At 43.7% G+C, this 13,045-nt stretch carries 13 protein-coding genes; 7 read left to right on the forward strand and 6 right to left on the reverse strand.

Going from position 1 to position 13,045, the window contains the following annotated elements; all coding sequences use genetic code 11:
• Window positions 1-198: 198 nt before the first annotated feature.
• Window positions 199-762, forward strand: coding sequence for a LysM-like peptidoglycan-binding domain-containing protein (locus G5S32_RS01495; protein WP_165310154.1), 564 nt, complete (start codon window positions 199-201; stop codon window positions 760-762).
• Between the two features lie 13 nt (window positions 763-775).
• On the opposite strand, the gene G5S32_RS01500 is transcribed toward G5S32_RS01495, so the two are convergent.
• Together G5S32_RS01500 and G5S32_RS01505 are read right to left on the reverse strand one after the other, a co-directional pair.
• A complete protein-coding gene (locus G5S32_RS01500) occupies window positions 776-1,648 on the reverse strand; it encodes a DMT family transporter (RefSeq protein WP_165310155.1) in 873 nt (290 codons plus the stop codon).
• Window positions 1,648-2,100 (reverse strand): GNAT family N-acetyltransferase, encoded by a 453-nt coding sequence (locus tag G5S32_RS01505; RefSeq protein ID WP_102941150.1) that lies wholly within the window; start codon window positions 2,098-2,100, stop codon window positions 1,648-1,650. Before G5S32_RS01505 ends, G5S32_RS01500 begins: the two co-directional genes overlap by 1 nt.
• A 192-nt stretch (window positions 2,101-2,292) precedes the next feature.
• Here G5S32_RS01505 and dbpA point away from each other — a divergent pair, with 192 nt between their 5' ends.
• Window positions 2,293-3,675, forward strand: coding sequence for an ATP-dependent RNA helicase DbpA (gene dbpA / locus G5S32_RS01510; RefSeq protein WP_165310156.1), 1,383 nt, complete (start codon window positions 2,293-2,295; stop codon window positions 3,673-3,675).
• A gap of 6 nt (window positions 3,676-3,681) precedes the next feature.
• On the opposite strand, the gene G5S32_RS01515 is transcribed toward dbpA, so the two are convergent.
• Together G5S32_RS01515 and cpdB are read right to left on the reverse strand one after the other, a co-directional pair.
• A complete protein-coding gene (locus tag G5S32_RS01515) occupies window positions 3,682-4,263 on the reverse strand; it encodes a Crp/Fnr family transcriptional regulator (RefSeq protein WP_165310157.1) in 582 nt (193 codons plus the stop codon).
• Between the two features lie 72 nt (window positions 4,264-4,335).
• Entirely contained in the window at window positions 4,336-6,297 is a 1,962-nt protein-coding gene (gene cpdB / locus G5S32_RS01520) for a 2',3'-cyclic-nucleotide 2'-phosphodiesterase (RefSeq protein WP_165310158.1), read from the reverse strand.
• Between the two features lie 286 nt (window positions 6,298-6,583).
• Here cpdB and cobA point away from each other — a divergent pair, with 286 nt between their 5' ends.
• The 5 genes from cobA (at window position 6,584) to tnpA (ending at window position 11,234) form a co-directional block, all read left to right on the forward strand.
• Complete coding sequence (gene cobA, locus G5S32_RS01525) at window positions 6,584-7,465, forward strand: uroporphyrinogen-III C-methyltransferase (RefSeq protein WP_165310159.1); 882 nt, start codon at window positions 6,584-6,586, stop codon at window positions 7,463-7,465.
• 99 nt (window positions 7,466-7,564) lie between these two features.
• Entirely contained in the window at window positions 7,565-8,473 is a 909-nt protein-coding gene (gene cysD, locus G5S32_RS01530; protein WP_165310160.1) for a sulfate adenylyltransferase subunit CysD, read from the forward strand.
• 17 nt (window positions 8,474-8,490) lie between these two features.
• Entirely contained in the window at window positions 8,491-9,936 is a 1,446-nt protein-coding gene (cysN, locus tag G5S32_RS01535) for a sulfate adenylyltransferase subunit CysN (RefSeq protein ID WP_165310161.1), read from the forward strand.
• Window positions 9,937-9,961: 25 nt separating this feature from the next.
• Window positions 9,962-10,582 (forward strand): adenylyl-sulfate kinase, encoded by a 621-nt coding sequence (gene cysC, locus G5S32_RS01540; RefSeq protein WP_165310162.1) that lies wholly within the window; start codon window positions 9,962-9,964, stop codon window positions 10,580-10,582.
• A gap of 190 nt (window positions 10,583-10,772) precedes the next feature.
• Window positions 10,773-11,234: an IS200/IS605 family transposase gene (gene tnpA / locus G5S32_RS01545; protein WP_165310119.1), complete on the forward strand. Its 462-nt coding sequence runs from the start codon at window positions 10,773-10,775 to the stop codon at window positions 11,232-11,234.
• A gap of 106 nt (window positions 11,235-11,340) precedes the next feature.
• Here tnpA and G5S32_RS01550 read toward each other — a convergent pair whose 3' ends face one another.
• Window positions 11,341-12,237, reverse strand: coding sequence for a TIGR03899 family protein (locus tag G5S32_RS01550; protein ID WP_165310163.1), 897 nt, complete (start codon window positions 12,235-12,237; stop codon window positions 11,341-11,343).
• A gap of 296 nt (window positions 12,238-12,533) precedes the next feature.
• The gene (locus G5S32_RS01555; RefSeq protein WP_165310164.1) at window positions 12,534-13,034 is read right to left on the reverse strand and encodes a DUF3299 domain-containing protein; all 501 of its coding nucleotides are present in this window, start codon (window positions 13,032-13,034) and stop codon (window positions 12,534-12,536) included.
• Window positions 13,035-13,045 lie beyond the last annotated feature (11 nt).

A 13,045-nucleotide genomic window follows, 5' to 3' on the forward strand; every position in this document is an offset into this window, starting at 1 on the left:
GAGGATACCAGTTTCGGGCAGCCGATGAAACGTTAGAGCTGAATTCGTTCAATTATCACTATAAGCTGTGATTGAACGCAGAACATGAAAAGAAATCTTCAATATTGTGTAAAGCTTTATTAGATAACAGGGGGAAACTCTATACTCATGGCTCATGAGTTTTTATACTGAGGTGAAGAAGTAAAGGAACGGATAAAAATGAACCGTCGACATAAAAAAAAGCAGCAGACAGATTACATCGCATTGGCTCGAGATAAGTGGAACGCTATTGATTGGCAGATTTATCTCGATAACGTAAAACAATTTTGGATGCGATTACCGAAGTTTAATCAACGAGCACTAATCGTATTAGTGCCTGTAGTGCTTGTTATTAGCATCATTCCATTTCCAGAAAAGATGGGCGAAAAATCTTCACAGTCAGTTAATAAGCGTGTGGAATTGGATATCAATACTCGCGGATTGAGCGAACAGAAAGTGACCAGTAGTCCACCTTTGGAATCGAATGCTTGGCGTGAATATACCGTTCAGAAAGGTGATACACTTTCACAGGTTTTCCGTGTGAACGAGTTACCTATGAGTGATTTAAATGCGCTGATTCAAATAGAAGGTACAGATAAACCATTGAGTCTTATTCAGCAAGGTCAGTTAATTCGTTTCAAATTGGCTGAAGACGGCAAGTTGGATATATTGCAGCTTGAGCGTAATGGTCAGTCAGTCATGTTCTTTAAACTTTCTGAAGGTGGTTTTGGCCGCAGCAAATAATATTAATGCCAGTTTAATTGCTGGCATTAATAAGATTTTTCTTGTTGCGCTTTTTAAGTTGGTGAGCTTTAGGGAGCAGCGGCAATATAATCATTCCAATACCTACCCAAGTCAGCATGTCGGGGATTTCATCGAACCACATCACCCCGAAAAACACCACAAACAGCAAACCCGAATATTCAGCTAATGCTATCTGATTGGCCGCTGCTCGTTGATAAGCCATAACCGCTAGTCCGTTGTATGAAAGCACCAGTAATGCACTCACTGCAATCCAACCTAGTTGGACCCATGTCATCGGCTGCCAGTTTATAGAGGCCAAAATTGCTGCTATCGGCAGAGAAAACAGGCTAGTCCACATTAATGTGGTGATAACAGTCTGCTCTTTCGGAATGCGCTTAGCCAAAATGTTAAACAAAGCCAATGTAAACGCTGTGACTAATGCAAAGCCTGCCGCCCAGTGAAAGTTTTGTGGGCGTAGAACAATAAGCACGCCACAAAAACCAAAGAGTGTCGCTAATATCTTTGTGCTGCTTGGTTTTTCTTTCAGTAGCCACATTGAGAGCGGCAGCATCAGAATGGGAGCTGCATAAAAAACAGCATTAGCGGTTGCCAGAGGTAAGTAAGTAATTGCAACTAACATACAACCGCTACCAATAAGCACTAAATGTGCACGAAGTGCTGTCATTGATGTGTTTAAAAGTACTCTTTGCTCACTAGGTTGTCTCAGCCAAATCGGTAATATGATGAGTAGAGATATCAACTGACGCAAAAACATATACTGAAATGCTGATACCTCTCCTGCGAGCATCTTTACTGACACGTCAGATAACGAAGCTGCGAGATTGCCAATGATAAGCCCAATCAGAGCGACCGAATAAGGTGACATTAAGCGATTCGCTTCATTTCAATGTGTGGAATGTCATCTTCCAAATACATTTCTGAAGTCTGTTCAAAGCCATGTTGCCCGTAGTATTTAGCGAGATGTTGCTGGGCACTTATGGTGATATCTTCATTTGGCCAACGTTGCTGACACTCATGCAGAGCCTGAGACATGAGTTTATGACCTAAACCATCGCCACGAGCACTTTGTTTGGTGACGACTCTGCCAATACTCAATGTTGAGTAGCTGATGCCCTTAGGTAACAGACGCGCACAGGCTACCAGCTCTTCACCTTTGTAACCGAGTAGGTGGAAAACGCCCTCTACACGATCTTTATTATCCAGTTCTGGATATGGGCAGGTTTGTTCCACAACAAACACATCAACTCTTAGTTTCAGCATTTCATAGAGTTGCGTGGTGGAAAGTTCAGAAAATGAAAGGCACTGCCAATTGAGCATGACGACTAACTCCTTGTATTTAATTTGACAACAATCTAGCAGGATGGTTAGGGGAAGACATTAACAAAAGTTAATTGGCAAAGGATTGATGAAATTAATCGAATATTCATTGGTGGTGAGGGAGAAAAATAACGATAATAGGCGATTATTTTTTTGTATAGCTAGGGCTAATAGACCCTAAAGGACATCCCCTTGAGTGATACTTCATTTTCGGCTTTAAACCTTAAGCCAGAATTGCTTTCTAACCTTGAAACTATCGGTTTTACCAACATGACACCGATTCAAGCACAATCGTTGCCAGCGATTCTTAAAGGACAGGATGTCATTGGCCAAGGAAAAACAGGATCAGGCAAAACTGCGGCGTTTGGTCTCGGTGTTTTGTCTAACTTGGATGTAAAACGCTTCCGAGTTCAGGCATTAGTGCTTTGTCCAACGCGTGAGTTAGCTGACCAAGTAGCAACGGATATCCGCACGCTGGCTCGCGCTATTCACAATATTAAAGTGCTGACGCTTTGTGGCGGTATGCCTATGGGACCTCAAATTGGTTCCCTAGAGCATGGCGCGCATATTTTGGTTGGTACGCCAGGACGTATTCTTGATCACCTAAGCAAAGATCGAATCGATTTGAGTGAGCTGAATACGCTTGTGCTGGATGAAGCTGACCGCATGCTAGACATGGGTTTCCAAGATGCGCTAGAAGCGATTATCGATCAAGCTCCAACGAAGCGTCAGACTTTGCTATTCAGTGCGACCTATCCTGATTCAATTCAGCAGATCGCGCAGAAAGTGACTCATGATGCATTGATGATTAAAGTCGCAGCGACTCACGACACCTCAAGCATCAAGCAATATTTTTACAAAGTTGAAGGTAGTGAAGCTCGTGATGACGCGCTAGAAGCTTTACTGCTGAAACATCAGCCGGAATCGTCAGTAGTGTTCTGTAATACTAAACGCGAAGTACAGCATGTGGCTGATGAGCTTCATCACCGCGGTTTTAGCGTGATTGAACTGCACGGTGACATGGAACAACGTGAACGTGACCAAGCTTTGGTTCAGTTTGCCAATAAGAGTATCTCAATTCTGGTTGCAACGGATGTGGCAGCTCGTGGTTTAGATGTGGATAACCTTGACGCAGTATTTAACTTTGAGCTTTCTCGTGACCCAGAAGTACACGTGCATCGTATTGGCCGTACTGGCCGCGCAGGAAGTAAAGGACTAGCGTTTAGCTTCTTCAGTGAGAAAGAGATGTACCGCGTGGCTCAGATTGATGAGTACATGGACATCGCTATCGAACCTGCAACTCTGCCACAGAAACCTTCGGGAGTAGCTCCATATCAAGCGTCTATGGTGACAATCCAGATCGATGGTGGGAAGAAGCAGAAAGTGCGTGCCGGAGATATTTTGGGTGCGTTGACATCTGACGGTGAACTCTCTGCCGCTCACATCGGCAAAATTAACCTGTCTGCTATGCGTTCTTATGTGGCGGTTGAAAAAGGTATCGCGAAAAAAGCATTGAGCAAATTGTCGAATGGCAAAATGAAAGGACGCCAGTTCCGCGCCCGTTTCATAAAATAAGTTGAATTACGCCCCTCTTAAGCGCGCTTTGATGCGGCTTAAACTGATCGGGGTGATACCTAGATAAGCGGCAACGTGGATATCGCTGAGCCGCTTCATTAAGTCAGGAAACTGCTGACACATAATCTGATATCGCTGTTCCGGGCGATACAAAAGCATAAACCTTTCTTTGTTTTCCTTATGCATCAACTGCGTTTCAAGTAACTTGATATAGAGCGGATGTGAGGTCTTTTTCCATTGGTTTAGGTATTCAATTGGCAAACAGAGCAGCGTTACTGGGCTCAGTGTTTCAAGTAAATAAGGATAGGGTGCTTGTTTTATCAAGCTTTCAAAACCGATGATCCAATCTTGTTCCCAATAGAACTCTTTACTGAATGTTTTGCCTTCTTCTGTAAGGTAGCTGGCGTGACATATACCGTGGCTTACAAAATACAGATGGCTGGCCATTTGCCCTTGATTGACCAAAATATGACGAGTTGGAAGCTCAAGCGGGGATGAAACTTCAAATAACTGGTGTGCTTCTGCGCTACTGAATCCATATTCCAGCATTTGTTTTATAAAATTATCGTAGATAGCTTGGTCCCGCATCGTCATTACTCTTTTGCCTCAAATAAAAAGCCGCAGCGAATGCTGCGGCTAGTATTTTACAGGAATCTAGAATTATTTTTGTAGATTGATTCGGTAAACACCGAAGCCAACTTCATCTGTTGCTACCAATTCCATTGGGTATTGGCCTTTGTCTTTGACAAATTTCGCCGCTTTTTCACTTGGTGAAGTTTCAAAACGAATATCAAGCTTGGTCTTAGACTTGATTGGTGCGAATGACCAGTTATTGTCTGCACTTGGTGTCACTTCGCCTTGCTCTTTGCTTACGCGAGCAATGTAATCAGCAACGACGGTGCGGTTTTCATCTGGTGAATCAAATGCGATGAAATCAGAACCAGTGCCTGGGAACTTGTTGCTGTATGCGCGGTAGTTATTGGTCGCTATTAAGAAGGTTTGCGCCGTATCAATTGGCTTACCTTTATACGTCAGGTTCACAATACGCTGAGAATCAGGATTGATAACCTTACAGTCGCCATCGTATTTCGCTGGTTGAGTAATATCGATTTGGTAGTTCACACCATCGATTACGTCGAAGTTGTAAGTACGGAAACCATCCCAGTCGATAAGCGATTGTGGCTCGCTTGAATTCACATCAATTTGTTTAAACTGACCAGCAGAGCATTCCAACCATTCTTTGACTTCTTTACCTGATACTTTCAAGGTTACTAGCGTATTAGGGTATAGGTATAAGTCTGCTGCGTTACGGAAGGTAAGCTCACCAGATTCTACTTCAGTAAAGTTAGATGGGTCATTCTTACGACCGCCCGCTTTGAAAGGTGCAGCAGCAGAAAGAACTGGCAGACCATCTAGGTTTGGATCACCTTGGATGAAGCGTTCTACGTAATCTTTTTGTGCCAAACTCACGATTTGAATCGTTGGGTCATCTTGTACTAATGCAAGGAAGCTGTACATCACGTCATTCGATTTACCAATAGGTTGGTTAACGAAGTCACGAGTGCCTTTATGGTCTGCTTCAAGCGCTTTTACGATACCTGCATCCGCTTCTACTATCGCTTTCTTGCTTGCTTTATCAAAGATTGGACGAGCTTCAGATTGACCATTGGTCACTGCCCATTTGCCATCTTTTTGCTCTAGAGTCAGGTCCATTACACCAACATGGCTACCCCAACGTCCCGGCATCACAGCTGTTACGCCATTGATAGTGCCTTTCTCAACATCGGCACCAGCCACTTTTGCAAACTCTTTGCTTGGGAACACGGCATGTGAGTGACCGAAGGCAATTGCATCAATGCCTTCTACTTTTGTTAAGTAGTAAACCGAGTTTTCAGCGCCTTCTTGATATTCATCCGTTGAGATATCTGAGTGTGGAATCGCAACGATAATGTCAGCGCCTTTCGCTTTCATTTCAGGGATTAGCTTTTCAGCTGTCTTCTTGATGTCGCGAGCAATCACACGACCATCTAGGTTCTTCTTATCCCACACCATGATTTGTGGTGGAACGAAACCGATATAACCCACTTTAATTTCGTGCGCTTTACCGTCGGTATCTTTGAAGGTATGTGTTTTTATTAGGTATGGCTGGAATAGATGTTCACCCGTTGATGCGTTGTAAACGTTCGCGTTCACGTAAGGGAATTTAGCATCGTTGATGGTTTCTTTTAGGAAATCCAATCCATAGTTAAATTCGTGGTTACCAATGTTACCTACATCGTACGACAGTTGGTTCATTGCTTTGTAAACAGGGTGAACTTCGCCAGCTTTGATGCCTTTCGCTGCCATGTAGTCACCCATTGGACTACCTTGGATTAAGTCACCGTTATCAACCAAAATACTGTTAGTTACTTCACCACGAGCTTGTTTTACTAACGTTGCTGCACGAGTCAAACCGATTTGATCGGATGGCTTGTCTTTGTAGTAGTCATAGTCCATCACGTTAGTGTGAATATCTGTTGTCTCTATAATCCGTAGTTTGATCGTATCAGCCATAGAGGGACCAGCCATGGTCAACAAACCACCTAAAATGGCAATAGATAGAGGTTTGACTGCAACTGTCATTGTGTACTCCAATTGATAAAGAAAGTGATAACTCGATAAATGTATCAAGTTATTATGAAACAATGTTTTCGCATTCTATGAAACTGTGAAGTTAGGCACTTAAATCTCAGAAGTCATGCCATTTTCACATCTTTAACTTCTTAATATAGAAGCTCTTCTTTCGTTTGCTTTGTTGCATGTTTTTTTTGCTTATCAGTTTTTAGAATAAAAAATGAAATTTTAGAATTTCAGGTAATAAGAAGATGCCACCATAATGTTTTCATCAATTGGGTAAAGGATGACAAACATGGCTGGCTCAGAAAACGTTTCAACGCTGCCAAAGCAGAAAAAAACACGCTTAGTCGCTGTTGATGGAGCTGCACCAGAAAGCAAATGGGCGAGTCTTTCTCGCAGTCAGCTACAAGCGGGAGAAGTGGCATTAATCGGTGCTGGACCGGGAGATCCTGAACTGCTGACGATTAAAGCGCTTAATTTGCTGCAACAAGCCGACGTAGTTTTATACGACTACCTTGTCTCTGACGACATCATGGCGCTTGTACCCTCGGATACTATTCTGGTGTGTGTGGGTAAGCGCGCAGGCCACCATAGCGTCCCCCAAGAAAAAACCAATCAACTGTTAGTGGATTTTGCCAAGCAAGGTCATCGAGTGGTTCGTATTAAAGGTGGCGATCCTTTCATGTTTGGTCGTGGCGGCGAAGAACTGGAAGTGCTGTTTGAAGCGGGTATCAAGTTTCAAGTGATTCCGGGAATTACAGCTGCTGCGGGCGCAACAGCATATGCCGGTATTCCACTGACGCATCGTGATTTTGCTCAGTCAGCGTTGTTTGTTACAGGCCATCTAAAAGCAGAAGCGGAAGAGATGGATTGGTCTACGCTTGCGAGGGGTAATCAGACCCTAGTGATTTACATGGGACTTATGAAATCAAGCACCATCGCTCAGCAGCTTATTAAACATGGTCGAAATGCATCAACACCGATTGCGATTATTGAGCGTGGTACTCAAGCGACGCAGAAGGTTTTTCGCGGTCAGCTTTGTGAATTGCCACAACTAGCCGTCCATGCGCAATCGCCATCGTTAATCGTGATTGGTGAGGTTGTGACCTTGGCTGACAAACTTCAATGGTTCAACGACAGCTCAACTCGTCAAGAACAGTACCAATACGCATAAACACATTTATTCGTTGGGCTCTGTAATTTTATAAATCATAAGAATTTTATAAATCATAAGCCCGACAAGCCATAAGGCAGCTAAAAGGAAGCACGCAAAATGGATCAACAACGTTTAACCCATTTAAAACAGCTTGAGGCAGAAAGCATTCACATTATCCGTGAAGTTGCTGCGGAATTTGCAAACCCTGTGATGATGTATTCTATCGGTAAAGATTCATCCGTAATGCTTCATTTGGCGCGTAAAGCGTTCTATCCGGGCAAAATTCCATTTCCTCTTCTTCATGTTGACACTGACTGGAAATTCCGCGACATGATCGCGTTCCGTGACGCAACAGCGAAAAAGTATGGCTTTGAGCTTTTGGTACATAAGAACCCAGAAGGTATTGACATGGGCATTAGTCCATTCGTTCATGGTTCGTCAAAGCATACTGACATCATGAAAACTCAGGGCTTGAAACAAGCATTGAATAAGTACGGTTTTGACGCTGCATTTGGTGGTGCCCGCCGTGATGAAGAGAAGTCTCGTGCAAAAGAGCGCGTGTATTCATTCCGCGATAAAAACCACACTTGGGATCCAAAAAACCAACGTCCAGAACTTTGGAAAACCTATAACGGTCAGATCAACAAGGGTGAGAGTATCCGCGTGTTCCCTCTGTCAAACTGGACTGAACTGGATATCTGGCAATACATCTACTTGGAAAACATCGAGATTGTTCCTCTGTATCTTGCTGCGGTTCGACCTGTGGTTGAAAGAGATGGCATGTTGATCATGGTGGATGATGAGCGTATGGAGATCCAACCTCACGAACAAGTTCAACATAAGAGCGTTCGATTCCGCACTTTGGGATGTTACCCGCTGACCGGAGCGATCGAATCTGAAGCCAACACTCTTACCGAAATTATCGAAGAGATGTTAGTAGCAACGTCTAGTGAACGTCAGGGACGTGCGATCGACCACGATCAGTCGGGATCGATGGAATTGAAAAAACGCCAAGGTTATTTCTAAGGATCTAAGGAAATAGAATGAATAGTGCAGTTCAAGCAGAGCTTCTAGAGCTCGGTATCGAAGGTTACCTGAATCAACACCAACACAAATCGCTACTTAGATTCCTAACTTGTGGCTCAGTAGACGATGGTAAAAGTACTTTGATTGGTCGTCTGCTACACGACTCAAAGCAAATTTATGAAGATCAACTTGCGGCGGTTCACTCTGACAGCCAGCGTGTTGGTACTACAGGCTCTCGTCCTGACCTTGCTTTGCTGGTGGATGGTCTGCAAGCAGAACGTGAACAAGGGATCACCATTGATGTGGCTTATCGTTATTTCTCAACGCAGAAGCGCAAGTTCATCATTGCAGATACACCGGGACACGAGCAATACACTCGCAACATGGCAACGGGCGCTTCGACCTGTGATTTGGCAGTTATCTTGATTGATGCGCGTAAAAGCGTTTTGGATCAGACTCGTCGTCACTCGTTTATCTCTAACCTATTGGGCTTGAAACATTTCATTGTTGCAGTCAACAAGATGGATTTAGTGGATTACTCACAAGAGCGTTTTGAAGAGATTCGCGCAGAATATCTGGAGTTTTCTAAGCACCTGCAAGGTGAAACTGACATTCAAATTATCCCTATCTCAGCTTTGGAAGGTGATAACGTTGTTGAGAAAGGTGAAAACCTCAACTGGCATAAAGGTCCGTCTCTGCTTGAGTTACTGGAAAGCGTGGATATTGACCATGAGAAAGGCAGCGGTGAGTTCCGCTTCCCTGTGCAGTATGTAAACCGTCCAAATCTTGATTTTCGTGGTTTCGCGGGCACTATTTCATCGGGTTCAGTCAGTGTTGGTGACAAAATTAAAGCGTTACCGTCAGGAAAAACTTCTACAGTTAAACGTATTGTTACTTTCGATGGTGATTTGGATACGGCACAAGCTGGTTTAGCGGTAACTTTAACTCTGGCTGATGAAATTGATATCAGTCGCGGTGATCTTATCGTACTTGAGAATGCTCAAATTGAATCAACCAACCACCTACTTGCCGATGTGGTGTGGATGACTGAGCAGCCTCTAAAAGCCGGTCGTGAATACGATATTAAGATTGCAGGTAAGAAGAGCATTGGACAGATCACGACGATTCGTCATCAGTACAATATCAATAACTTGTCTACTTTTCAGACTGAAGAACTACCGCTAAACGGTATTGGTTTATGTGAATGGACGTTTAACGCACCGATTGCTCTCGATAAGTATCTCGATTGTGCAGATACCGGCGGTTTCATTGTGATTGACCGTCTGACTAACGTTACTGTTGGTGCTGGGCTGGTTCGTGACAGATTGATTCGTGACAGTTTGCAAAACGTAGCACAACAGCAAGGTGAGTTTTCGGCGTTTGAAGTAGAGCTCAATGCATTGATTCGCAAGCATTTCCCGCATTGGGATGCGAAAGATCTTAGCCAACTGCTAAAGTCTTAAATGTCAGATGAAAAAGGAAAATGTCATGGATTCTGCATCAAGTGTGAAAGACGAGAACGTCGTTTGGCATCAACACGCTGTAGATAAAAGCCTGCGTGCAGAATTGAAACAGCAAAAGCCTGCCGTACTTTGGTTCACTGGGCTTTCCGGTGCAGGCAAATCAACCATTGCAGGCGCACTTGAAACGCGCCTTGCTCAGTTGGGTTATCACACCTATTTACTGGATGGTGATAATGTTCGCCATGGTTTGTGTTCTGATCTCGGATTTTCGGAGCAAGATCGGCGTGAGAACATTCGTCGTATCGGTGAACTGGCAAAGCTAATGGCGGATGCAGGACTTATCGTTCTGACGGCATTTATCTCTCCTCACAGAGTTGAACGTCAAATGGTGCGTGATTTATTGCTGCAGAGTGAATTTGTTGAGGTGTATGTGAATACCTCGCTTGAAGTATGTGAACAGCGCGACCCTAAAGGACTGTACAAGAAGGCTCGTGCTGGAGAAATTGCCAATTTCACAGGGATAGATTCTGCTTATGAAGCGCCTCTAGCACCTGAAATTGATTTACCTGCGGGTGAAGAGAGTATCGATACTCTGGTTGATTTGTGTATTGCCGAAATGGCAAAGCGCAAAATCATATTTCAATAGATGTCCGCAATAACAAAAAAGTCAGGCCTTTCGCCTGACTTTTTTATTGTATAGAGAAAACCCCCAGCTAGGCTGGGGGTTCCGTAAAGCTTACAGCTATAAATCAGTTATATAACCCCTTTCAATTTGATAAAAACGTCTTGTGGTCTGGCAACTACAAGAGTTAATTAAGAATTGAAAGGGGGTCCCAATGGGGGACGAAAAGAGCTTAGCGCACACGCGCTGGAACTGTAAATACCACATAGTCTTTGCACCGAAATATAGAAGACAAGTGTTCTACGGAGAAAAACGTAGAGCAATAGGTGAAATATTGAGGAAACTATGTGAATGGAAAAATGTGAACATTCTTGAAGCGGAATGTTGCTCGGATCATATCCACATGCTTTTAGAAATACCGCCCAAAATGAGTGTTTCAGCGTTTATGGGGTATTTGAAAGGTAAAAGTAGCCTAATGCTTTATGAACGATTCGGGGATTTGAAGTTTAAATATCGGAATCGTGAGTTTTGGTGCCGAGGTTATTATGTAGATACGGTAGGTAAGAATACGAGCAAGATACAGAATTACATAAAGCACCAACTAGAGCAGGATAAAATGGGAGAGCAATTGTCGCTCCCGTATTCAGGTAGCCCGTTTGCGGGCCGCAGGAAATAGTCATATGCAAATGTCAGATCACTACGCGCCTGCTAGGGCGCTGCCAGTAGGAGAGCCTTATAGGCGCATATGAAAAACCACCGGCTATGCCGGTGGATACTTTTTTTTATACCGTGTGATGTATAGAACTTTTCACGTCGGTATGCACAGTAAATTTCTGGCTTAGCATAGCGACTATCTGATCGTAATACTGCGAATTGGGTTTGTGCCCAAGTAAGCGACACAGTTCGTTACCTGTTGGGGTAAAGCGGTAGTAGAGCAGCTTCACACCTTTAGTCGATGCCTGTAAAGACAAGTTAGTACCTTGATAGGTAAGTAACAGTGGTGGGTCTAGCTCAATCTCACCGGATTCCAACTCAGTTGCGTGTACCAGTCCGAGTTCAATCAGCACCAGTAAACTTGAATAGGGCAGTTGGTGGTTACCAATATTGATGGTTGTGACTGAGTCTCTTTTGCTGAGACTGAATACTCCACTTGGCATTTTCATACCAAATAGAAGCTTTAAGCTCGAATCTGTACCAAAACTGCAAGCCAACGCCGCTGCACGTTGAAGAATCTGCGCCTCTTTAGGCGCCATATCTTTGAGGATTTTTAGTGCCTTCATTGAGGTGAAACCAGGATTGGTGGTTTCACGTTTAAGCACTTGCGCCCAGAGACGTTGCATTGAAGAGTTGTGAATATCCTGCGCCATTTCGAAAAAACGGTACAGCCAGTCTTGATCCGGATCGCCAGCGGTTTCATTTCTGCAAGAAACATGAGCCAGTTTTACTATTTGCTCTAGGTTCTTTTGTTTTTGCGCTTTGATCTCTTGCTCACGCTTTAAAGCTCGCTCTAAAGGTGTCTTTTGCGGAGGGATCTTATGTAGCAAAGCATCAACACCATGTTGCTGAGCGATAGCATAGATACGGCTAGCGCTATCTTTAACATAGTGGGATTTACTCTCTTGGCTGTTTTCCGCGGTTGCTTCGTGCTCAATCACAACAGGTTGTTTCTGTTCGGCCATGGGGTTCCTGAGGCTGCTTGCAGACATGAAATAAAATGTACCCCGTAATACTAGAGTCGGCTAGTGAAACTATTGAATAATGTGCAGAAATTTGCGCTATCATAAATGATAATAAGTTGTTAAAATTGTTATAGTGTTTGTGAGGTGCTTATGAAGTATTGGAAAGATAATAGATTTAAAAAGCACCTGTCTACAGCTTTACTCTTTGCGGTATATCTATCGGTGTTAGGATATTTATCAACCTATATTTCTTAGAGTTTAGCTATTAAGCAGGTGCTTAATTTTTTTAACAATTTTCACATGTCGTCGTATTCGGTAATTTCTGTACCTTCAATGACGTAGCCCGTGTCTGCCAGTTCAAGACTCATAGATTCAGTCTTTAGTGTTCCTATCACGTAGACCACATCCCAAAGTTGCTGGATTGGTGCTCCTTGTGGGAATTTCACGTAAATAATTTGGTTTGGCGGCGGCGGCGGTACATGAATACAGGCGCCAAAGTAAGGAACCAACAAAAATTCTGTGACTGTGTTTTCATCGCCTTCCAAAGGGATAACAAAGCCCGGAATTTTTACCGTGCTGCCATTTAACTCAGGGCGAACCGCCCCTAGCTGAGACTGCTGCGCCGGAGCCTCACCATCATGATTCGCCGCTGGCATACCTTGCTGATTGAACTGGTTGCGCTCACTTTCTGGCACCAAGTCAATCCAATCTAAAGTTAGAACATCCTCAGCGCTTTGAGCTGTCGCTGTAAAAGCTGGTAGCAGTACCAGAATAAAACTTAAAAGCAGTTGTTTCATATTTGTTCCTA

Source organism: Vibrio ziniensis (assembly GCF_011064285.1).
Classification (GTDB): Bacteria; Pseudomonadota; Gammaproteobacteria; order Enterobacterales; family Vibrionaceae; genus Vibrio; species Vibrio ziniensis.